Origin of the sequence: uncultured Microbacterium sp. (assembly GCF_947489255.1) — a bacterium.
Classification (GTDB): Bacteria; Actinomycetota; Actinomycetes; order Actinomycetales; family Microbacteriaceae; genus Microbacterium; species Microbacterium phycohabitans.
In genome coordinates this window covers 40,020-59,452 of sequence record NZ_CANLCY010000002.1, presented here as the reverse complement: position 1 = coordinate 59,452, position 19,433 = coordinate 40,020, and the positions used below count along the sequence as shown (strand labels likewise).

The following is a 19,433-nucleotide window of genomic DNA, read 5'->3' as shown; positions in this document are numbered from 1 at the left end:
ACCTCCGCCGTTGTGCCCGGCTACGGCACCCCGGCGCCGGCACCGACGGCCAGACCGACCCCGCGGCCTGACGTGCACAACGGCGGGCCGAGCAGACGGCACGCCGAGACCAGATACCACCGGCCGGCGTGTCGGCGAGAACCTCCGCCGTTGTGCCCGGCTGCGGCATACCGGCGCCGGCATAGACGGCCTGTGGGCCGGTGGCTCGCTAGGCGGGTGCCTCGTCGGCCCGGCGAGCGGGCAGGGCCGCACGGGCGAGGCCCGCCTCATCGAGCTGCTCCTCGGCGAGCACGAACGAGGCCGCCAACTGCTCGGCGGCGAGGCTGGCGTAGAGTCCGGCGCGCGCCAGCAGCTCGCTGTGCGTGCCGGATTCGACGATGCGCCCGGCATCCACCACGTGAATCCGATCGGCGCCGATCACCGTCGACAGCCGGTGGGCGATCGACAGGGTCGTGCGGCCGTGCGAGGCGGTCTCGAGAGCTTCTTGCACGATGCGCTCCGACACGGTGTCGAGCGCGCTCGTCGCCTCGTCGAGGAGCAGCACAGGCGGGTCTTTCAGCAGAACCCGCGCGATCGCGATGCGCTGCTTCTCTCCACCCGACAGGCGGTAGCCGCGCTCGCCGACCACGGTGTCGTAGCCGGCCTCGAAACCGGCGATGACGTGGTGGATGTTCGCCGCCCGGCAGGCCGCCTCGATCTCGTCGTCCGTGGCGTCGGGGCGCGCGTAGCGGAGGTTCTCGCGGACGGTGGCGTGGAAGAGGTAGGTCTCCTGAGAGACGATGCCGATCTCGTCGATGATCGAGGCGCGATCGAGTGTGCGCACGTCGGCTCCCGAGAACATGACCGCGCCGCCGGTGGCTTCGTACATGCGCGGAGTCAGGTAGAGGATGGTCGTCTTGCCCGCGCCGGAGGGCCCGACGAAGGCTACGTGCTGGCCGGGCTCGACGGTGAACGAGACGCCGTCGAGGGTGGGGCGGGTCTGTGCCGGAGCGTCCGGATAGCGGAACTCCACGTCACGGAACTCGATGCGCCCGAGCGGTCCGGGCGCGGCCGAGACCGGAAGGGCGTCGGGGACGTCGACGATGGCCGGGCGCAGATCGAGGTACTCGAAGATGCGGGCGAACAGCGCCGAGGAGGTCTGCACGTCGAGCGCCACGCGCATGAGGCCCATCAACGGCATGAGCAGCCGCGCCTGGACCGTGGTGAAGGCGACGATCGTGCCGGCGGTGATCGCCCCCGCGCCCCCGCCGATGAGGTAGCCCGAGACGAGGTAGATGACCGCGGGAACGCTCGACATGATCACCTGCACGACCGCGAAGAAGCCCTGACCGCTCATCGCACGCCGCACCTGCAGGCGCACCTGGTTGTCGTTCTCGGCGTCGAAGCGCGCGGACTCGGTGCGCTGGCGGTTGAACGACTTCGACAGCAGGATGCCTGAGACGCTCAGCGTCTCCTGCGTGATCGCCGACAGCTCCGACAGCGACTCCTGCGTCTCGCCGGCGATACGCGCCCGTACCTGCCCCACGCGACGCTGCACGAAGATGAGGAAGGGCATGAGGGCGACCGCGATCAGCGTCAGCCGCCAGTCGATGAGGATCATCGCCACCAACGAGGCGATCACCGTCACGGCGTTGCCGAGGATGCTCGTGACGGTGTTGGTGAGCACGCCCGACACACCGCCGACGTCGTTCTGCAGACGCGACTGGATGACACCGGTCTTCGTACGCGTGAAGAACCCGAGCTCCATGGCCTGGAGGTGATCGAACAGCCGCGTGCGGAGGTCACCGGTCACGCGGTTTCCGACCGTCGCGGTCAACCATGTCTGGCCGACGTTGAGCCCCGCCGACAGCAGGAAGAGCCCGATCATGATGCTCACGAGGGTCGCGAGCAGCCGAAGGTCGGGCGCGGAGCCGTCGACGGGGAACAGCGCGTCGTCGAAGATCCGCTGCACGAGCAGCGGAGGGATGACGGCCACCGCCGCCCCCACGACGACCAGAACCGCGGTGAGGGCGATACGCCACCGGTACGGGCGGAACAAGTCGACGACGCGGCGCCCGAGCTGCGCCACCTGCGGCGCCTGGGCGTTGCGCTTGCGCTGCATGTCGGCATCCACGCCGCGGAACATGCTCCCGCCACCTCCGTGCATGCTCATGCGGGCCAGCCTACGTCCGGCCACCGACATGGAGACTCGGAGCGGCGATGTCGGAACCCCTCGCTAGGGTCGATGACGGATCCCCGTCGATCCGATTGTCTCGATGTCGGAATACCTCGGGCCGCGCGCCCGTTGTGTCCGACGCAGTCGCCCTTCGTGGCGCCACGAAGCCCCCCGCGCGTAAAGGACCTCGTCATGGCCGCCACCGGCACCATCCCCGTCTCCCGACCGGACACCGCGTCGACCCCGGCGCATCGCCCCGGGCCGGTGATCGCCCTGCTCGTGGTCGCCGCGTTCGTCGTCATCTTGAACGAGACCACGATGTCGGTGGCCCTCCCGGCGATCATGGCCGACTTCGGCGTGAGCGCCGCCACCGGTCAGTGGCTGACCTCGGCGTTCCTGTTGACGATGGCCGTCATCATCCCCCTCACCGGGTTCCTGCTCGAGCGTTTCCCGATCCGCCACGTGTTCTTCAGCGCGATGGGCGTGTTCGCCCTCGGCACGCTCGTCGCCGCGATCGCACCGGCGTTCGGAGTCCTGCTCGCGGGCCGCATCATTCAGGCGATGGGCACGGGCGTGATGATGCCGCTGCTGTTCACCACCGTGCTGAACCTGGTGCCCGCGAACAAGCGCGGCCGCGTGATGGGCGTCGTGACCATCGTCATCGCCGTCGCGCCCGCGGTCGGCCCGACGGTGTCGGGGCTCATCCTGTCGGCCCTCACCTGGCACGCGATCTTCTGGCTCATCCTCCCCATCGCCCTGATCGCCATCGCTCTCGGCGCACGCTGGGTCCGCAACGTCACCCAGACCCGCCCCGACGCGCGATTCGACGTGATCTCCGTCGTGCTGTCGGCGATCGGCTTCGGAGGCCTCGTCTACGGCCTCAGCGCCATCGGGGAGTCGGCATCCGGCCACGCGTCCGTCCCGGTGTGGATCCCCCTCGCCGTCGGCGTGATCTTCGTGACCGTGTTCGTCGTCCGTCAGCTCGCTCTGCAGCGCTCGGATTCCGCCCTGCTCGACCTGCGCGTGTTCCAGAGCTCCTCGTTCCGGCTCGCGGTTCCCCTCGTCGCGATCGTGATGGCCGCGCTGTTCGGATCGCTCATCCTGCTGCCGATCTTCCTGCAGCAGGCGCTCGGCCTCAGCAGCCTCACGGTGGGTCTCATGCTGCTCCCGGGCGGCGTGCTCATGGGCGTCATGGCGCCGATCGTGGGCCGCCTCTTCGACCGTTTCGGACCGACCCCGCTCGTCATCCCCGGGATGCTGATCGCGGCGGGCGTGCTGTGGACGATGGCACTCACCTTCGGTCAGGACACTCCCATCTGGTGGATCGTGACGGTGTACCTCGGCCTGAACCTCGGGCTCGGCCTCGTGTTCACTCCGCTGATGACCTCCGCGCTCGGCTCGCTCCCCCGTCGCCTCTACTCGCACGGCAGCGCCGTCGTCGGCACCGCTCAGCAGGTCGCCGGAGCTGCGGGCACGGCCGGCTTCGTGGCGATCATGACGGTGTTCTCGAGCATCGCCCTCGCCGACGGCGCCGACCAGGCCGGCGCGGTCGCGTCGGGTGTGCACGCATCGTTCCTCGTCGGAGCGGTGATCGCCACGGCCGCCGTGGTCCTCGCGTGCTTCGTCCGCAAGCCGGCGGAGGCGGAAGAGACAGACGCGCCCGTCGTCGCGCACTGACCCGGGCTCGAGACGGGCGGGCATCCGCGCGGGGCGCATCCTGGAGAATCGCGAAACGGCGTGGAGTCGCCTCGTCACGAGAAGGTGTCCCGTGCGCTCAGACGAGCGCCCACAGCGAACGGGCGCGTGAAAGCGACGCGCTCAGAGGGAGCAGGAACCGCCGCCGCAGCACTGCGAGGCCGAGGGAGCGTCATCCTCGGTCTCGACCGCGGGAGCGTTCAGCAGCGTGAGGAGCGGCGCGGACGCGGGAGTGTCAGACGTGGAGTCACCGGACATGCGCTCCATGCTACGCCTGCGCGCGAGCGCGAGGGCCGCGGCCTCCCACGACCGCGACGCCCGCCGTTTCCCGCCCGGCTAACCCCTGCTCGTGGCGACCGCAACCCCCGCCCCCGCGCCGCATCGCGTTCCTAGCGTGGATCACCTCACCGACAACGAAGAGAGGCGTATCCATGACCGATCTCAGCGGCAAGCGCATCGCGTTCCTGGCCACCGACGGATTCGAAGACAGCGAACTCACGAGCCCGTGGGAGGCCGTGACCTCGGCCGGCGCCGAGGCGGTGCTCGTTTCCCCGAGCGAGGGCAGCATCAGCGGCGAGAAGGGCCACGAGCAGAAGGTCGACCTCGCCGTCTCGGGCGCCTCGGCCGGCGACTTCGACGCCCTCGTGCTCCCGGGCGGCGTGCAGAACGCCGACGACATCCGCATCGTGAAGGATGCCGTGTCCTTCACCCGTGGATTCTTCGACCAGCACAAGCCGGTCGCCGTCATCTGCCACGGCGGGTGGATCCTGACCGAAGCCGACGTGCTGAAGGGCCGCACCCTCACGAGCTACCCGACCCTGCAGACCGACCTGCGGAACGCCGGCGCGACCTGGGTCGACGAAGAGGTCCACGTCGACCAGGGGCTCGTCTCGAGCCGCAACCCCGACGACCTTCCCGCTTTCAACGCCAAGCTCGTGGAAGAGGTCGCCGAGGGGAAGCACTCCGGCCAGACGTCCTGAGCATTTCTATGAAAGGGACCCGGACCACGGTCCGGGTCCCTTTCACGTCGGCCTGCGCGCACACCCTCCGTGATGCGCACAACCTCAGCCCGAAACCGCCCTCACGAACGGAGGATGCGCACATCACGGAGGCAATGTCGCGCCGACGCATCCCCGCCCGCGCGCGACACGACCCGTCGCCTCCGCGCACATCACGGACGCCATGACGTTCCGACGCAGACCCGCGCGCGCGGTGCCGAGGCACCCCCGCCCACGCGTCGGCCCACCAGCCCCGTAGAACCGGCCCTGCCGTCGCCCGAACCCCGCACGCGCCCGGCCCTCACCCACCCTGGCACGACGGGCACCACTGACCGCCGCCCTTGGTGCCGGGGATGTCCTCGATCGCACCGCCGCACCCGGGGCACGGCTCGCCCGTGCGGCCGTGCACTCGCATCGCGGCCACTTTCGCCGCCTTCTGCTCCGCGATGGGGACGCCGCGGCGCGCCGCCACGGCCGTCGCGAGGGTGTCGTGCAGGGCCTCGTACAGCCGGGTCACCTCCTCGGCGTTCAGCGAGGACGCGTGGGCGACCGGCGACAGCCGCGCGGCGAAGAGGATCTCGTCCGAGTACGCGTTCCCGATCCCGGCCAGCGTCTCCTGCTCCTGCAGCAGAGCCTTGAGCTGCTTGCGTCGTCCGCCGAGCGCCGCCCGGAGCATCTCGAGAGAGAAGGCCGGGTCGATGGCATCCGGTCCGAGCTTCGCCACCGACGGCACCTCTCGCGCGTCGTCGACGAAGTGCAGCTGCACCGACAGCCAGTCCCCCGCGTCGGTGATGCCCAGGATGCCGTCGGCGAAGACCACGCGCGCTATCACCGCGGCCGCGGTCGCGGGCTCCTCCTCATCGACCTCGGTCCAGGTCGCCCAGCCCGCCCGGCCGAAGCCGAGAGCGAGGTGCGCCCCCTCGAGGTCGAGGTCGACGTGCTTGCCGTACCGCGTCACCGCGGTCACCCGTCGCCCCACGAGCTGGTCGAGGGGACGGGCCCGGGTCTTCCACGCCCTCCCCTCGACGAGCTCGGTATCGACGACCTCGCGACCCGTCAGGCGCTCGCGCAGGAACAGCGCGAGCGCCTCGACCTCGGGAGCTTCGGGCATCGGCGGATGCCGCTCAGGCCCCGGACTCGGACGCCGTGGGCGCCGCGGGGGCGGTGGGAGCCGCAGACGCCGCCGCCGAGGGACGCGCCGCCGATTCGGCGAAGGCGTCGGCCACGACACGTCCCTGGATGATCTGCGTCAAGTCGATGCCGGTCGCCGCCCGGACGGCCTCGAACGACGAGCGCAGGCCCGTCGCCGACTCCGCGGCGAGATGGCCGCTGGCGCCCTCGCCACCGAGCACGGTGATGTTGCCGACCCGGTCGTAGCCCTTGGCGAACTCCGCCATCATCGGCACGAGCGCTTCGAGGGCCCGCTGCGCCAGCAGTGCCTCCTGGTTGTGCGACAGAGCCTCCGCCTCGGCGCGGATCGCCTCGGCACGTGCCTCACCGGCCAGGCGCACAGCCTGAGCGTCGGCCTCGGCGCGCACGCGCACGGCCGCGGCCTCCTGCTGGGCGATCTCGGCGCGCGCCTGAGCCGCCTTGATCTGGGCGTACGACTCCGCGTCGGCGTCTTTCTGACGCTGGTAGAGGTCGGCGTCGGCGACGCGGGAGACCTCGGACTCGAGGCGAGCCTGGGTGTTCTGCGCCTCCTGCTGCAGAACGGCCTGGCGTCGCTCGGCGCGCGTCAGGGCCTCCGCCTGCTCGGCTTCGGCGTTCGCGCGGCCGACCTCGGCCTTGGCCGCGGCGCTGTTCTTGTCGAGCTTGGTCTGCTCGATGAGGTTGGCCTCGTCGGTGGCGATCTGTCGCGCGCGGATCTCTCGGACCGCGTTGATGCGGGCGACCTCGGCCTCGCGCTTCACGCGCTCGACCTCGGTCGCGCCGAGCGCGGCGATGTAGCCGTTGCCGTCGGTGACGCCCTGGATCTGGAACGAGTCGAGGATGAGCCCCTGCGACGACAGATCGCCCTTGATGCCCTCGGCGATCTGGTCCGACAGACGCTGGCGGTCGCGCATGAGCTCCTCGACGGTCAGCGTCGCGACGACGCCACGCAGCGCGCCCTCGAGCTGCTCGGTCGTGAACTGCTCGATGGCCTTGTCCTGCGAGGCGAAACGCTCGGCCGCACGGCGCACCGACTCGGGGTCGGACCCGATCTTGACCAGTGCGACACCGCTGACGTTGACGGTGACGCCGTTCGACGACTGCGCGGTCGGCTCCATCTTGATCTGACGCGCGCGCAGCGAGATCATCTCGCCGCGCTGGGTGAGCGGGTTGACGATGGCGCCGCCGCCGGTGATGACGGTGATGCGCGAGGACTCCCCGTCCGCGCCCCTCTGCCGCTTACCCACGATGACCAGGGCTTCGTCGGCCTTCGCGACGCGGTACCAGCCGCGGATCAAGCCCGCGACGATCAACAGGACGACGACGACAACGACGAGTGCGATGACCACGACGATGCCGATCGCCCCCAGAGCAGCAAATTCCATGGTTCTCCTTCGACAGGCACCGCCGGAGGCGGCGCGGGGGAATTGCTTCCAACCTATCCGGGGCCCCGCGGGCACTGTCCAGCCCCGGAGCGCACGATCGACGTCCCCGAGGGGCCGGCCGGGAGCGTACCGTTGAGGGTGAGGCGGCCCGAACCGCCCGAAGAAGGGTCCCCCATGAAGATCGTTTCGTCGCAGGACTGGCGGGATGCCATCCGCTTCGACGCCCCCGTCCTCGTCGCCGATGTCGTCCCGGGCGAAGCCACCCGCTGCGTCGCCTGCGGAACCGAGGGTCCGCTCTACGAGCGCACCGAGCTGTGGGCGGTCAAGCACCGCCATCCGAAGCACCACGGCGGATTCGTCCGTTTCTACTGCGAGGCGCACAAGCCGGCTGCCCCGCCTCCGCCGCCCGCGCCGACCATTGAAGCCCGCCGCGCCCGCGCCACCTCCGCCCCCAAGGAGCGTCGCGCGCCGAGCCTGAAGCCCACTCCGATCACCGACCGCCCCACGCGCGCGATGTGCCCCGACTGCTTCGTCGAGGTCTCCGCCGGCGGCGACTGCGGAATGTGCGGCGCTCAGGTCGTCTGACCGACCGCCCACGCGAAAGAACCGCCCCGGATCGCTCCGGGGCGGTTCTCGCGTTGCAGTGACCTCAGCGCGCCGAGATCGTCCACCCCGCGTCGTGCGAGGCACCGGGGTCGAGCGAGACCACGCCGGTGGCGAAGTCGTAGGCGTCGTCGTTGAACGCGTCGGGCGCGCAGGTCATCGGCTCGACCGCGAGTCCTGCTCGATGTCCGGGGGTTCCGGGCCCCGTCGGCAGGTCGGCCGTGTGGATCTGCACCCACGCGCAGTCCTCGTCCCACGTCATGGCCACGGCCGAACCGGAGGGATCGGTGAGCGTCACGGTCGCGCGGCCGTCGGCATCCCGGATCAGTCCGGTGTAGGCGTGATCGATCTCGACCGCGCCGAGCACGCGCTCGTCGCGGTAGTCGAAGCGGTCGCCGTCGACCTCGACGGATGCCAGGGCCACCGGCGCGAGGCGGTCGGGCGTGACCTCCAGCACGGTGTCGGCCGGCAGCGAGAGCGTCCATTCGTCGAGGCTCGCCGGACCCGCGACGAGGTAGGGGTGCGGACCGGTCCCCCACGGTGCGGGCGTGTCCGACAGGTTGGTCGCGCGGACCGTCTGCGTGAGGCCGTCGGCGTCCAGGCGGAACGTGGTCGAGACGGCGAGCCACCACGGGTATCCCGCCTGGGCGGTCACGGTCGCGGTGAGGGTCACGGATTCGTCCGATGCCTCGAGGATGTTCCAGTCGACCCACGACAGCAGTCCGTGCAGGGCGTGGCCACGGTTCGGCTCCGTGAGGGGCAACTGGTGCTCGACCCCGTCGAAACGATGGATGCCGTCCACCACCCGGTTGGGCCAGGGAGCGAGCGTCGTACCGCGATACGCGGGACGCAGTTCGTCGGCGTCGAAGGGGACCACGAGGTCGCGACCTTCGAAGGTGAGTGAGCGGAGGGACGCGCCGACGCTGGCGATCGCGGCTTCATAGCCGTGGGCGCGCAGGACGACGGGAGTGCCCGAGACGAGCGTGGGCGTCTCGGTGGGAACGGCAGCGGTCATTCCGCCATTATCGCGAACGCGGGCGCCCGCCCCCGGCATCCGTCCCGGAAACGACGAATGCCCCGACCGCGGGGGTCGGGGCATTCGGGGAGGGCGACTTACTTGAAGGCGTCCTTGACGTTCTCGCCGGCCTGCTTAGCGTGGGCCTTGGTCTGGTCCGCCTGGCCCTCGGCCTCGAGGCGCTCGTTGTTGGTGGCCTTGCCCGTGGCTTCCTTCGCCTTGCCCGCGATGTTCTCAGCGGCGTTCTTGATCTTGTCGTCGAGTCCCATGTCGGCACCTCCCGTTAGGTTTCCGGGTATCTCCCGATGTGCGTCCACGGTAGGTCGGCCCCCTCGACGCGCCGGGGGGGCTTGAAATTCGTGTGCGTGTGAGGCAGGCAGACCGGTTAGGTTCGAACTATGCGCCGGGGGGAAGCATCATTCGCGACGGTCGGTCTCGTCTCATGACCGCGCCGGACACGCTCGCCGATTTCTCGAGCCTGCTCGACGACGCACCGCGCGAGCCCGCGCCGCGCGGCCGGGGCGGCAGGATCGCGCTCATCGTCTTCCTCGTCGTCCTGCTGGCGACGCTCGGCGGCGGCGGTGGGTACGTCTGGTGGGCATCCGCGGCGCCCCTCCCGGCCCCGACCGTCACCTCGCAGGCTCCGAGCGTGAGCGCGGGGGCGGCGGCATCCCTCGTCCTGCCCTCCTCCGGCTCGGCGCGGGTGAGCATCGACGGAGGCGAACAGTACCTGGGACCGGACGCCGCGGGGGTGTTCGCGTCGTCGGGCGGAGACGAAGCCCGTCCCGTCGCCAGTATCGCCAAACTCGTCACCGCCCTGGTCGTCCTCGACGCGCATCCGCTGACCGACGCCGCCGACCCCGGTCCCACCATCGCCTTCACCGAGGCCGACACCGACCTCTACGACCGGTTCTACGTGCAGGGGGTCACGATCGCCAAGATGCCCGACGGCACGCGGATGCCGCTGCACGACGCCCTGGCGACCATGCTGCTCCCCTCGGCGAGCAACTACGCCGTCGCGATCGCCCGCTGGGGGTTCGGGTCGGAGGGCGCGTACGTCGACGCCGCCCGGTCGTGGCTGGCCCGCAACGGCCTGAACGACACCCGGATCGTGGATGCCACGGGCATCGACGCGCGCAACACCTCCACGCCCGGCGATCTCGTCGCCCTCGGCCGTATCGCCGCGGCGAACCCCGTGATCGCCGCGATCACCTCGCTCCGCTCGATCAGCGTCGCGGGCGCCGGAACCGTGACCAACACGAACGATCTGCTCGGCACGCTCGGCGTCGACGGGCTCAAAACCGGCAACCTCGGCGACGGCAGCTTCAATCTGCTGTTCACGGCCAGCCTCGACGTGGGCATCGGCACCCCGTTGAAGATCACCGGCGTCCGTCTGGGTGGTGAGACCCACGACAGCACCGACGCCGACGTGGCGCGGTTGCTGCAGAGCATCAGCGACGGGTTCCACGACGTGCCCGTCGGCTCGCTCGGCGCGACGATCGGCACGATCACGACACCGTGGGGATCCGAGGCGTCTCTCGTCCTCGCCAAGAACGCCGAGCTGCGCACCTGGTCCGACACCCCGGTGACCGTGACGCTCGACACCGTCGCCCCGCGCACCTTCGCCGACGGGGAGACCGTCGGGACGGTGACTTGGACGGCCGGTCCGCAGTCGACCTCGGCCGACGTGAAGATCTCTGGTGCGATCGAGGAGCCCACGCTGCTGTGGCGACTGACCCACCCGGGCGAGCTCGGCTGACGAAGGCCCGCGCCCCTCAGCGCAGGTGGTCGCGCGCCCAGAGGGCCGCGCTCGTGCGGTCGGCCACCCCGATCTGGCGGAACACACTGCTCAGGTGCGCCTTCACGGTGCGTTCGGTGATGCCCAGGGCCGTGGCGACCTGCTTGTTGGCCAGGCCGTCGGCGACGAGACGCAGCACCTCCTCTTCGCGGGCGCTCAGACCGCTGCCGGGGGCGGTGGGCTCCGGCAGCAGCGCACCCGCGACCCGCGGATCCAGCGGCGCATGACCCCCGTGCACGGCCCGGACGGCCGCGCGCAGGTCGTGGGGCTCGGCATCCTTCAGCTGATATCCCGTGGCGCCCGCCGCGACGGCACGCCGCACCTGCGCGCGGTCGCCGAACGAGGTGAGCACGAGCACCCGGATGCCGGGAACCCGGGCGCGGAGCTCCCGAGTGGCCGTCACGCCGTCCATCACGGGCATCGAGAGGTCCATGACCGCCACGTCGACGTCGACGCCCTCGACGAGGGCGAGGGCGTCGGCGCCGTTGGCCGCGGTCGCCACGACGGCGATGTCGCCCTCGGCCGAGAGGACGGATGCCAGGCCCTCCCGCACCATGGAGTGGTCGTCGACGACGAGGACGCGGATCACGGGGTCTCCCGGAGTGTGTCGGAAAGGCGGAGACGCCAGCGCGTACCCCGGCCGGGGGCGGTCGCGAGAGCGAGCTCGGCTCCCGCATCGGTGGCGAGGTCGTGGAGGACGCGCAGGCCGAGGTGCCCCTCGGCCGGGGCGTCGAGCGCGGCACGGGCGTCGAAGCCCGGGCCGTCGTCGGCGACGACGAGCTCGACCCGCCCGCCCTCATGGGCCACGGAGATCGTCACGGCGCACGGCGCGGCGTGGGTGACGGCGTTGCGGAGCGCCTCCTGGGCGACCCGGTAGATCAGGCGCTCGTCCGCCTCCGACAACGCCTCTACCGGCGTGCGCAGGTCGATCGAGACCTCGACGCCGCGCGTGCGGGCGGTGGCCGCCAGATCGTTCAGTGCGGAGGCCAGGCCGGCGGCCGCGAGGTTCTCGGGGTAGATGTCCACGAGCAGGGAGCGAAGGACCCGGACGTTTCCGCGCACGGCACCCGCGATCTCGCGCATTCCCGCCGAACCCTCCCCCTCGCCGCGCGCGGCCGCGGCGGTCGCGGCGGCCTCGGCTCCGTAGCTGGTGGCGACCAGCTCCTGCACCGGACCGTCGTGCAGCGAACCCGCGATGCGGCGCCGCTCGGCGTCCGAGGCGTCGACCGCCCGCTGGAGGAGTTCGGCACGGCGGGCCTCGGCTCCGCGCAGCTGGCGCAGCAGGGTCCACACGATCGGGGCGGTGAGCACGACCAGTAGCAGCAGGCTGCTCGTGGTCACGCCCGCGAATCCGCGCCAGAGCTCGGCGGAGCGGGCGGCCACCGGCTCGTAGGGGTAGTACGCCTCGAAGAGCACCTGCTGCCCAGCGGGCGTCCACATCGGTCGGTACACCTCGAGCAGTCGCGAGCCGGTCTCGAATTCGTTCTCGTCTTCCGACAGGTCGGACACCGCCGCCCGCGTCGACGGCGTGGACAGGGCCGCACGCTGGGCGTCTTCGAGGGCGAAGGTTCGCCCGATCAGCTGCGGCTCGTCGGCGTAGAGGACGCGGCCCTGCGTGCTCCAGATCTTCACCCGGATGACGTCGTCGCCCAGGATCTGGGTGCGCATGATCTCGTCGAACGCGGCGATCGCGCTCGGCTCCCCCGCGGCGAGCGCATCGGTGAGCGCGGGCCGCACGACGGCTTCGGCGAGCACGTTCGTCACGTGCGCGGCGTCATTGACGGCCTCGCGTTCCGCCAGCCATTGCGCCCCGAACCCGGCGAGCGCCGCGACCGCGACGAGGACGGCGGCCAATCCCAGGGCCAAACGCACCAGAACGGCACGTGTCGACAGACGACGCGGTGCGGCGGAGGCCGTGCGGGCCTGCACCAGCACCTCCCAGGAGGGCGCGGGCGGATCGGACGTCACTCAGTCGTCTCCCCCGTGGCCGCCGCCGTCGCGCCCGCCGTGATGCCCGTCGTCGCCCGAGGTCGACCCTCTCGAGGAGGATCCTCCCGAGGCCGCGTCGTCTTCCGAGGGCCGATCGTCGCCCGAGCCGGTCACCGCACCACCTGAACCTCCCGCATCCGATGACGAGCGGTCGTCACCGGGCTCCACCCGATCGTCGCGGGGAGCGTCGCCGCCGCGGTCGTCCGCGCCCGACGGCACGACGGCGTCGTCCGAACCGGTGGACCCGCCGCGGTCGTCCGTGGGGGAACCGGCATCGTCACCGCTCGAAGTGCCGGAGTCGCGGTCGTCTCCCGCCTCGGTGCGCTGATCCCGGGCGACGTCGCCGCCGTGATCGTCGGCCGTCGGAGAGGGCGTGGGCTGCAACACCTGCGCGGCCGTCGGCACGGGCACCGGAACGGATTCCGCGAACGAGGCGTTGCCCCACAGCCCGATGGCCGCGGGGGCGGCGGCGAGCACGAGTGCGCTCGCGCCGATGAGGATCCGCTTCTTCATGTCATCCGTCCTTCCGCCCATTGTCACCCGCGACACGGGCTGTCGTGATCCCTTCACTGTGCGCGAAGCGGCGTCCCCGGGGAATCGGACGATGGTCGTAGTACCAAGGTCGCATTGCCCGGTCCGTGGCCCCGGCCCGACGGTGGACACAGCTCGCCCACCGACGAAACGAGACACCATGAGCATCACAACCCCGCCCCGCCGTCGACTGGCCCGCGGTACCGCGATCGTCGCGGCCGCCCTGGTCGCGGCATCCGGGCTCCTCCTGCCCGCCGCGGCGCACGCCAAGACCACCTCGACGGGCGGCGACTACGCGGTCACCGTCAACGGCACCACCTACAACCCCGCTCCCGGCAAAGACGCGAAGCTCAAAGACCTCACCGTCTCGGGCCGCATCACCGTGAGCGGCAAGAACAACCGCTTCACGATCGATCCCTCAACTCTCGGCGTCTACGACTACACGCTCACCGGGGCGCCCGACACGCAGCGGATGGTGACGAGCCCCACCGTGGTGTTCGCCTCGAAGGTGCCGACCCTCACCGACGCGCAGCGCGCGGGAGCGCGCCTGTCCAGCCTCGAGGTGCGCGACGACGCGATCGTGGCGATCTTCACGACCGCGGGCGGCAAGCTGAAGATCCAGGCGAAAGACGGCGCGCAGGGCGGCATCTTCCAGATGGAGCCCGAGTTCGCCGCTCCCGTCGAGCTCGTGCACACGCTCGGGCCGGGCCTGTTCTACTTCGTGAACCAGTACACCGGCAAGGTCAACTTCGGCAACGGCGTGGATGCCGTCGCCTCCGGCGCGACCGCCCACCAGATGCTGCTCGGCAAGGACAGCCCGCAGGTCGCGACGAAGACGTATCAGGATGCCACCGTCACCCGGTGGACGGTGGCCTCGGGCGGTCGCATGGGCGGCGTGCTCGGCGAGGATGCGGTGGAGCTCTCGGCCGGCGCCACGAACTGCACCAGCCAGTGCCAGGCGCAGAACCGCATCAACGGCTCTCTCCCCGTTCCGCCCGACCCGACGAACCCGACGCCGATCGGCGGCTGAGTCGCGCCGTACCCCTCGGAACCCCCGGCCGCGTGGTCGGGGGTTCCGCGTGTTCGTGGCCGCGAGCCCCTGCGGCCCGACCGTCGTCCCCGCGGAGCTCGCGAAACCGTCGGCCGGAGCGGGCGGCCGGGTCGCTTCCTCGTTTCGACGCCCCGTCGCTACGCGGAGGGCGGGCCTCCGAGCGCGTCCACGAGGATCCGCGGGTCGATGTCGAGGTTCTCGGCGGAGACCGTGCGACGACGCCGCTTGCGCCCGTCCTGGCGCGCGAAGACGACGAGAGCCGTCCGCAGCAGACCGGACGCCGGTCGGATCTCCGCGGTCGTACCTTCTCGGGCCCACTCCTCACCGCGCACCCGCGGAAACAGACCCGACGGCCGCTCGATCGCGGGGAACTGCACGCTCGTGGGAGTGATCGCGACAGCGATCTCGGGGATGCGCGGCCGCCGCCGGAGCTGACGCACACCCAGCGCGCCCATGGCGAGAGGGACGACGAGCATCGCTGCGATAGCGAGGAAGAGCGAGACGCTCGCCTGTCCGACGATGGACGCCGCCACGACCGGCAGCAGAGTAACAAGTCCCCACAGCACGCCGAGAACGAGCAGCAGGATGCCCTGCTTCCGGACGAGCGTGGCCAGGGTCCGTCCCACGGCCGCTCGCTTCGCCGCGTCATGGCGCGCGGTGACGGTCACGTCCGCAGCCATCGATCGACCCCGTCCGTCCGACCCGCGCGTCAGTTGTTGAAGCGGAACTCCACCACGTCGCCGTCCTGCATGACGTAGTCCTTGCCCTCGAGGCGTGCCTTGCCCTTCGCACGCGCTTCGGCCACCGAGCCGAGCTCGACCAGGTCGGCGAACGAGATGACCTCGGCCTTGATGAAGCCCTTCTCGAAGTCGGTGTGGATGACACCGGCCGCCTGCGGGGCCTTGGCACCCTGCGGGATCGTCCAGGCGCGCGCTTCCTTGGGGCCGGCGGTGAGGTAGGTCTGCAAGCCCAGCGTGGCGAAGCCGATGCGGGCGAGCTGATCCAGACCCGACTCGTCCTGACCCGTGGATGCCAGCAGCTCGGCGGCGTCCTCGGGGTCGAGGTCGATCAGCTCGGACTCGATCTTGGCATCCAGGAAGACGGCCTTCGCGGGAGCGACCAGGGCCGCGAGCTCGTCCTTCTTGGCCTGATCCGTGAGCACGGCCTCGTCGACGTTGAAGACGAAGATGAAGGGCTTCGCGGTGAGCAGGCCCAGTTCGCGGATCGGCGAGAGGTCGAGACCGGATGCCGACAGCAGCACGCCCCGCTGAAGGGCGTCCTGCGCGGCCTTGGCGGTGTCGAGCACCGAGGGGTCGAGCTTCTTGCCCTTGACCTCTTTCTCGTACCGGGTGATCGCCTTCTCCAGCGTCTGGAGGTCGGCGAGCTGCAGCTCCGCGTTGATGGTCTCCATGTCGCTGGCCGGGTTCACCTGGCCGTCGACGTGGACCACGTCGTCGTCGGCGAATCCGCGGACGACCTGGGCGATGGCATCCGCCTCACGAATGTTCGCGAGGAACTGGTTGCCGAGCCCCTCGCCCTCGCTCGCGCCGCGGACGATGCCGGCGATGTCGACGAACGACACCGCGGCGGGCACGAGACGCTCGCTGCCGAACACGTCGGCGAGCTTCTGCAGCCGCGCATCGGGAAGGTTCACGACCCCGACGTTGGGCTCGATGGTGGCGAACGGGTAGTTCGCGGCGAGCACCGAGTTCTTGGTCAGGGCGTTGAAGAGAGTGGACTTTCCCACGTTGGGAAGGCCGACGATTCCGATGGTAAGAGCCACGGGAGTCCAGGTTACCCGGCCCGGGGCGCCCTCACCGCGTCAGGGCCGCCGCGCGCGGAACGCGTGGGTGACGTAGGGCAGCGCGACGGTGCCCCCGTCGGCCAGTTCGGGAACGGATGCCACCACCCCGTCGACCGCGGCGTCGATCCGCGCGCGCTCCCGCGGACTCGCGGTGATGATGTCGCTGCGCGAAGAGACGAGCTCGCGCAGCACGGGCAGGGTGATCGGCCGCTCCCACCGCCATTCGCGATGCTCGAGCCCCGCGAACGGCTCTCCGACGCGCGGGCCGGTGGTCGCGAGGAGCACCTCGGCGTTCGAGCCGCCCATGGCCGCCGTCAGGCGCCGCACCCAGTCGACGGCGTCGTCGCGGATGTTCCAGATCAGACCGAGCGAGCCGCCGCTGCGCAGCACCCGCCCGGCTTCGCGCGACGCGGCCTCGACGTCGACCCAGTGCCAGGCCTGCCCCATCACGAGGGCGTCGAGGCCGGCGTCGGGAAGCGGCAGGTGCTCAGCCGTGCCGACGAACGTGGGGACACCCCTCACCGCCTCGCGCAGAGTCGCGAGCATGTCGGCATCCGGGTCGACCGCCACGACGTCGGCGCCGAGCTCGACGACCGCGCGCGTGAGCTTTCCCGTCCCGGCACCGACGTCGGCCACGCGCAGGCCGCGTCCCGGCTCGCGCACCGGCGCGAGCAGCCACTCCACAGCCGCGGCCGGGTACCCCGGTCGGCCCGATTCGTAGGCGGATGCCGCCTGCCCGAACGACGTCGACTTCTCACTCCCCGTCATGGCCCCGACCCTACGCTGCCCCTCCGACACCGCAGCAGGGCGATCGGCCCGGCGTCGGAGGCGTGCCCCTCAGCCCGGGAGCCGTTGCGCGGAGTCGGTGCTCGACACGCCGATCCCGGATGCCGAACGCCGGTGTCTCGCCGACGGACCCCGCGCGACAGTGTCCGCCGCCCCCTCCGCCGTGCAGGGCGGACCCCGGTGTGTCGCCGACGGACCCGCGCGACGGTGTCCGCCGCCCCTTTCGCCCTAGGTGGCGGACCCCGGCGCGCCTCCCGGGCGACGCGGCCCCCACGGCGCAGGGTGGAGCCGTGGCTCTGGATTTCACCGCGATCGACTTCGAAACGGCGAACTCCAGCGGAGCGTCCGCCTGTGCCGTGGGGCTCGCGCGGGTGCGCGGGGGTCGCGTCGTCGCCACCGCGGCCTGGCTCATCAAGCCGCCGCCCGGGCACGACCACTTCGCCCCGATCAACGTCGGCATCCACGGCATCGAACCCGCCCACGTCGTGGACGCGCCGTCGTGGAGCGCCCAGCTCGAACGCCTCACGGCCTTCGCCGGCTCCGACGTGCTCGTGGCGCACAACGCCGGCTTCGACATGTCGGTCCTCCGTCGCGCGTGCGCCGCGACCGGCGACGAGTGCCCGCCCTACCGCTACCTCTGCAGCGTGCAGATGTCGCGCAAGACCTACACGCTCGACTCCTACCGGCTGCCGCTCGTCGCCGCCGAGGCGGGCTGTTCCCCCTTCGCGCACCACGACGCGCTCGCCGACGCCGTCGCGTGCGCCGAGATCACGATCGACTGCGCCCGGCGCGCCGGGGTCGACGACGTACAGGGCCTCGCCGCGCACTTGGGCGTGCGCATCTCGCAGATCGCCGTCGAACCGGCCGAGCGCGCCGTCGCCTGAATCAGGCCATCGCCTCCCGATCGCGGTCTGAGGCCTCCCACCGAGCACCACCGGCAACCTTCTCGCGTCGCATCCGCCCTCGCCCGCGCCCGCCCGGCCCGTCTTTCCGGCGATGTCGGAGGTGTGCGGCATGCTGACCCCATGGATGCCATCACCCTCGTGCTCGTGATCCTCGCCCTGGCGCTCGGCGTCGCCGGCGGGTGGTTCGTCGGTGGGGCCCGTGTGGCCGCGCGCAGCGCTGTCGACCAGCGCGATCTCGAGGCCCGCGCGGTTGCGGCCGAGACCGCGCGGGCGGGGCTGCAGCAGCAGCTCGAGCATCAGGCGGCGATGTATCGCGAGCTCGTCGGCCAGTCGCGATCCGACCAAGCCGCTCGCGAAGAACGCGAGCGTCGCGAGCAGACCGTCCTGCGCGCCCTCGACCCCGTCCGCGAGACCCTCGACGCGATGCAGCGCAAGGTCGACGGGCTCGAGCGCGACCGCGTCGAGCAGTACTCCGCGCTGGGCGAGCAGCTCAGGCTCTCGCGCGAGGCCGACGAGGCCCTGCGCGCCACCACCGAGTCGCTCGCCTCCGCCATGCGCTCGGGCGCGACGCGCGGGGTGTGGGGCGAGACGCAGCTCCGACGCGTCGTCGAAGCCGCAGGACTCACCCGCTACGTCGACTTCGACCTCCAGACGGCGATCTCCAGCGACGCCGGAGCCGGTCGCCCCGACATGGTCGTGCGCCTCCCCGGGGGCAAGGCCCTCGCGGTGGATGCCAAGGTCCCCCTCGACGCCTACCTGCAGGCGAGCGCCATCGCGGTGACCGCGCACGGCGACGAGGGCGCGCGGCGAGCATCGCTCCTGTCCAAGCACGCGCGGGCGGTACGGGCGCACGTCGACGCGCTGGCGAAGAAGGCCTACTGGGCGGGACTGACCACCAGCCCCGAGTTCGTCGTGTGCTTCCTCCCCAGCGAATCGCTCCTCGCTTCCGCTCTCGACGAAGATCCGACCCTGCTCGAGTACGCCTTCGCGCGGCGCGTCGCCCTCGCCTCTCCGGTCAACCTGTGGGCGGTGTTGAAGACGGTGGCGTTCACCTGGACGCAGCAAGACGTGTCCGACGAGGCTCGAACGCTGTTCCAGCTCGGCACCGAGCTGTACGAGCGGGTCGGGGTCCTCGCGGGGCACGCCAACGACCTGCGTCGCGCGATCGAGAAGACGGTCGACAGCTACAACCGTTTCGCGGGGTCGCTCGAGTCGCGCGTGCTCGTCACCGCCCGCAAGTTCCCGGGGATCGACGAGACGAAGCTCGCGGCCGTCAGCGCTCCCCCGGCCCTCGACGCGACGCCCCGCCGGTGGACGGCGCCCGAGATGCTCGACATCGACGCGCCGGCGTCACCGGCCGACCCCGAGGGCTCCGCCCCCGACGACCCCGCCGACGCGACGCTCGGCGAGACCGAAGCGGCCGCGGCGCCCACCTATGCCGATATCGGGAGCGTTCGCGAGCGGGCGGGGTTCCCCGCCGACCCGGGTCGACCGGCGGAGCAATGACGCGCCGCGACGCCGCGGCCTGAGCGACTCAGGTCGACGATCGACGGGCGCCATCCCCGCAGA

General features: G+C 71.3%; 19 protein-coding genes. 7 read left to right on the top strand and 12 right to left on the bottom strand.

Annotation, left to right across the window (positions count from 1 at the left end):
- Nucleotides 1–208: 208 nt before the first annotated feature.
- On the bottom strand, nucleotides 209–2,152 hold the full coding sequence (locus tag Q0818_RS04225) for an ABC transporter ATP-binding protein (RefSeq protein ID WP_298871842.1): 1,944 nt from the start codon (nucleotides 2,150–2,152) through the stop codon (nucleotides 209–211).
- A 195-nt stretch (nucleotides 2,153–2,347) separates the two neighbouring features.
- Between Q0818_RS04225 and Q0818_RS04220 the strand changes: the two genes are divergently transcribed.
- The gene (locus tag Q0818_RS04220) at nucleotides 2,348–3,832 is read left to right on the top strand and encodes an MDR family MFS transporter (protein WP_298871840.1); all 1,485 of its coding nucleotides are present in this window, start codon (nucleotides 2,348–2,350) and stop codon (nucleotides 3,830–3,832) included.
- 141 nt (nucleotides 3,833–3,973) lie between these two features.
- Here the strand turns inward: Q0818_RS04220 and Q0818_RS04215 are convergent, their stop codons facing one another.
- The gene (locus Q0818_RS04215; RefSeq protein ID WP_298871838.1) at nucleotides 3,974–4,108 is read right to left on the bottom strand and encodes a hypothetical protein; all 135 of its coding nucleotides are present in this window, start codon (nucleotides 4,106–4,108) and stop codon (nucleotides 3,974–3,976) included.
- Between the two features lie 173 nt (nucleotides 4,109–4,281).
- Here Q0818_RS04215 and Q0818_RS04210 point away from each other — a divergent pair, with 173 nt between their 5' ends.
- Complete coding sequence (locus tag Q0818_RS04210) at nucleotides 4,282–4,830, top strand: type 1 glutamine amidotransferase domain-containing protein (protein ID WP_298871835.1); 549 nt, start codon at nucleotides 4,282–4,284, stop codon at nucleotides 4,828–4,830.
- Between the two features lie 319 nt (nucleotides 4,831–5,149).
- On the opposite strand, the gene Q0818_RS04205 is transcribed toward Q0818_RS04210, so the two are convergent.
- Both Q0818_RS04205 and Q0818_RS04200 read right to left on the bottom strand, forming a co-directional pair.
- On the bottom strand, nucleotides 5,150–5,959 hold the full coding sequence (locus tag Q0818_RS04205) for a DNA-formamidopyrimidine glycosylase family protein (protein ID WP_298871833.1): 810 nt from the start codon (nucleotides 5,957–5,959) through the stop codon (nucleotides 5,150–5,152).
- A 13-nt stretch (nucleotides 5,960–5,972) separates the two neighbouring features.
- Complete coding sequence (locus Q0818_RS04200) at nucleotides 5,973–7,382, bottom strand: flotillin family protein (protein WP_298871831.1); 1,410 nt, start codon at nucleotides 7,380–7,382, stop codon at nucleotides 5,973–5,975.
- A gap of 174 nt (nucleotides 7,383–7,556) precedes the next feature.
- Here Q0818_RS04200 and Q0818_RS04195 point away from each other — a divergent pair, with 174 nt between their 5' ends.
- The gene (locus Q0818_RS04195; protein WP_298871828.1) at nucleotides 7,557–7,967 is read left to right on the top strand and encodes a glucose-6-phosphate dehydrogenase; all 411 of its coding nucleotides are present in this window, start codon (nucleotides 7,557–7,559) and stop codon (nucleotides 7,965–7,967) included.
- Nucleotides 7,968–8,031: 64 nt separating this feature from the next.
- Here the strand turns inward: Q0818_RS04195 and Q0818_RS04190 are convergent, their stop codons facing one another.
- Complete coding sequence (locus Q0818_RS04190) at nucleotides 8,032–9,000, bottom strand: aldose 1-epimerase family protein (RefSeq protein ID WP_298871824.1); 969 nt, start codon at nucleotides 8,998–9,000, stop codon at nucleotides 8,032–8,034.
- A 98-nt stretch (nucleotides 9,001–9,098) separates the two neighbouring features.
- On the bottom strand, nucleotides 9,099–9,269 hold the full coding sequence (locus tag Q0818_RS04185; RefSeq protein WP_279366652.1) for a CsbD family protein: 171 nt from the start codon (nucleotides 9,267–9,269) through the stop codon (nucleotides 9,099–9,101).
- A 173-nt stretch (nucleotides 9,270–9,442) separates the two neighbouring features.
- Between Q0818_RS04185 and Q0818_RS04180 the strand changes: the two genes are divergently transcribed.
- Nucleotides 9,443–10,759, top strand: a complete 1,317-nt coding sequence (locus tag Q0818_RS04180) for a D-alanyl-D-alanine carboxypeptidase (RefSeq protein WP_298871821.1) — start codon at nucleotides 9,443–9,445, stop codon at nucleotides 10,757–10,759.
- Between the two features lie 16 nt (nucleotides 10,760–10,775).
- Here Q0818_RS04180 and Q0818_RS04175 read toward each other — a convergent pair whose 3' ends face one another.
- Genes Q0818_RS04175 through Q0818_RS04165 form a run of 3 tightly spaced genes read right to left on the bottom strand, consistent with a single transcriptional unit; the run spans nucleotide 10,776 to nucleotide 13,300 of the window.
- Complete coding sequence (locus Q0818_RS04175; protein WP_298871818.1) at nucleotides 10,776–11,387, bottom strand: response regulator transcription factor; 612 nt, start codon at nucleotides 11,385–11,387, stop codon at nucleotides 10,776–10,778.
- Nucleotides 11,384–12,766: an ATP-binding protein gene (locus Q0818_RS04170; RefSeq protein WP_298871816.1), complete on the bottom strand. Its 1,383-nt coding sequence runs from the start codon at nucleotides 12,764–12,766 to the stop codon at nucleotides 11,384–11,386. The genes Q0818_RS04175 and Q0818_RS04170 overlap by 4 nt, the downstream gene beginning before the upstream one ends.
- Nucleotides 12,767–13,300 carry a hypothetical protein gene (locus tag Q0818_RS04165; protein WP_298871814.1) on the bottom strand — a complete coding sequence of 178 codons (534 nt, stop codon included), beginning with the start codon at nucleotides 13,298–13,300 and terminating at the stop codon, nucleotides 12,767–12,769.
- 178 nt (nucleotides 13,301–13,478) lie between these two features.
- On the opposite strand from Q0818_RS04165, the gene Q0818_RS04160 reads away from it, so the two are divergent.
- The gene (locus tag Q0818_RS04160; RefSeq protein ID WP_298871811.1) at nucleotides 13,479–14,348 is read left to right on the top strand and encodes a hypothetical protein; all 870 of its coding nucleotides are present in this window, start codon (nucleotides 13,479–13,481) and stop codon (nucleotides 14,346–14,348) included.
- 158 nt (nucleotides 14,349–14,506) lie between these two features.
- On the opposite strand, the gene Q0818_RS04155 is transcribed toward Q0818_RS04160, so the two are convergent.
- Genes Q0818_RS04155 through Q0818_RS04145 form a run of 3 tightly spaced genes read right to left on the bottom strand, consistent with a single transcriptional unit; the run spans nucleotide 14,507 to nucleotide 16,941 of the window.
- Nucleotides 14,507–15,049 carry a hypothetical protein gene (locus tag Q0818_RS04155; protein WP_298871806.1) on the bottom strand — a complete coding sequence of 181 codons (543 nt, stop codon included), beginning with the start codon at nucleotides 15,047–15,049 and terminating at the stop codon, nucleotides 14,507–14,509.
- A gap of 29 nt (nucleotides 15,050–15,078) precedes the next feature.
- Nucleotides 15,079–16,152 carry a redox-regulated ATPase YchF gene (ychF, locus tag Q0818_RS04150; RefSeq protein ID WP_298871803.1) on the bottom strand — a complete coding sequence of 358 codons (1,074 nt, stop codon included), beginning with the start codon at nucleotides 16,150–16,152 and terminating at the stop codon, nucleotides 15,079–15,081.
- Between the two features lie 39 nt (nucleotides 16,153–16,191).
- Nucleotides 16,192–16,941, bottom strand: a complete 750-nt coding sequence (locus Q0818_RS04145; RefSeq protein WP_298871801.1) for a class I SAM-dependent methyltransferase — start codon at nucleotides 16,939–16,941, stop codon at nucleotides 16,192–16,194.
- A 308-nt stretch (nucleotides 16,942–17,249) separates the two neighbouring features.
- Between Q0818_RS04145 and Q0818_RS04140 the strand changes: the two genes are divergently transcribed.
- Both Q0818_RS04140 and Q0818_RS04135 read left to right on the top strand, forming a co-directional pair.
- Complete coding sequence (locus Q0818_RS04140; RefSeq protein WP_298871798.1) at nucleotides 17,250–17,843, top strand: 3'-5' exonuclease; 594 nt, start codon at nucleotides 17,250–17,252, stop codon at nucleotides 17,841–17,843.
- 141 nt (nucleotides 17,844–17,984) lie between these two features.
- Complete coding sequence (locus tag Q0818_RS04135) at nucleotides 17,985–19,370, top strand: DNA recombination protein RmuC (RefSeq protein ID WP_298871795.1); 1,386 nt, start codon at nucleotides 17,985–17,987, stop codon at nucleotides 19,368–19,370.
- Nucleotides 19,371–19,433: the final 63 nt, after the last annotated feature.

Coding starts and splice junctions, on each gene's coding strand:
- Q0818_RS04185 (WP_279366652.1), bottom strand. CDS start 9,269: ATGGGACTCGACGACAAGATCAAGAACGCCGCTGAGAACATCGCGGGC.
- Q0818_RS04165 (WP_298871814.1), bottom strand. CDS start 13,300: ATGAAGAAGCGGATCCTCATCGGCGCGAGCGCACTCGTGCTCGCCGCC.
- Q0818_RS04155 (WP_298871806.1), bottom strand. CDS start 15,049: ATGGCTGCGGACGTGACCGTCACCGCGCGCCATGACGCGGCGAAGCGA.
- Q0818_RS04200 (WP_298871831.1), bottom strand. CDS start 7,382: ATGGAATTTGCTGCTCTGGGGGCGATCGGCATCGTCGTGGTCATCGCA.
- Q0818_RS04135 (WP_298871795.1), top strand. CDS start 17,985: ATGGATGCCATCACCCTCGTGCTCGTGATCCTCGCCCTGGCGCTCGGC.
- Q0818_RS04195 (WP_298871828.1), top strand. CDS start 7,557: ATGAAGATCGTTTCGTCGCAGGACTGGCGGGATGCCATCCGCTTCGAC.
- Q0818_RS04220 (WP_298871840.1), top strand. CDS start 2,348: ATGGCCGCCACCGGCACCATCCCCGTCTCCCGACCGGACACCGCGTCG.
- Q0818_RS04215 (WP_298871838.1), bottom strand. CDS start 4,108: ATGTCCGGTGACTCCACGTCTGACACTCCCGCGTCCGCGCCGCTCCTC.
- Q0818_RS04180 (WP_298871821.1), top strand. CDS start 9,443: ATGACCGCGCCGGACACGCTCGCCGATTTCTCGAGCCTGCTCGACGAC.
- Q0818_RS04205 (WP_298871833.1), bottom strand. CDS start 5,959: ATGCCCGAAGCTCCCGAGGTCGAGGCGCTCGCGCTGTTCCTGCGCGAG.
- Q0818_RS04210 (WP_298871835.1), top strand. CDS start 4,282: ATGACCGATCTCAGCGGCAAGCGCATCGCGTTCCTGGCCACCGACGGA.
- Q0818_RS04225 (WP_298871842.1), bottom strand. CDS start 2,152: ATGAGCATGCACGGAGGTGGCGGGAGCATGTTCCGCGGCGTGGATGCC.
- Q0818_RS04190 (WP_298871824.1), bottom strand. CDS start 9,000: ATGACCGCTGCCGTTCCCACCGAGACGCCCACGCTCGTCTCGGGCACT.
- Q0818_RS04160 (WP_298871811.1), top strand. CDS start 13,479: ATGAGCATCACAACCCCGCCCCGCCGTCGACTGGCCCGCGGTACCGCG.
- Q0818_RS04145 (WP_298871801.1), bottom strand. CDS start 16,941: ATGACGGGGAGTGAGAAGTCGACGTCGTTCGGGCAGGCGGCATCCGCC.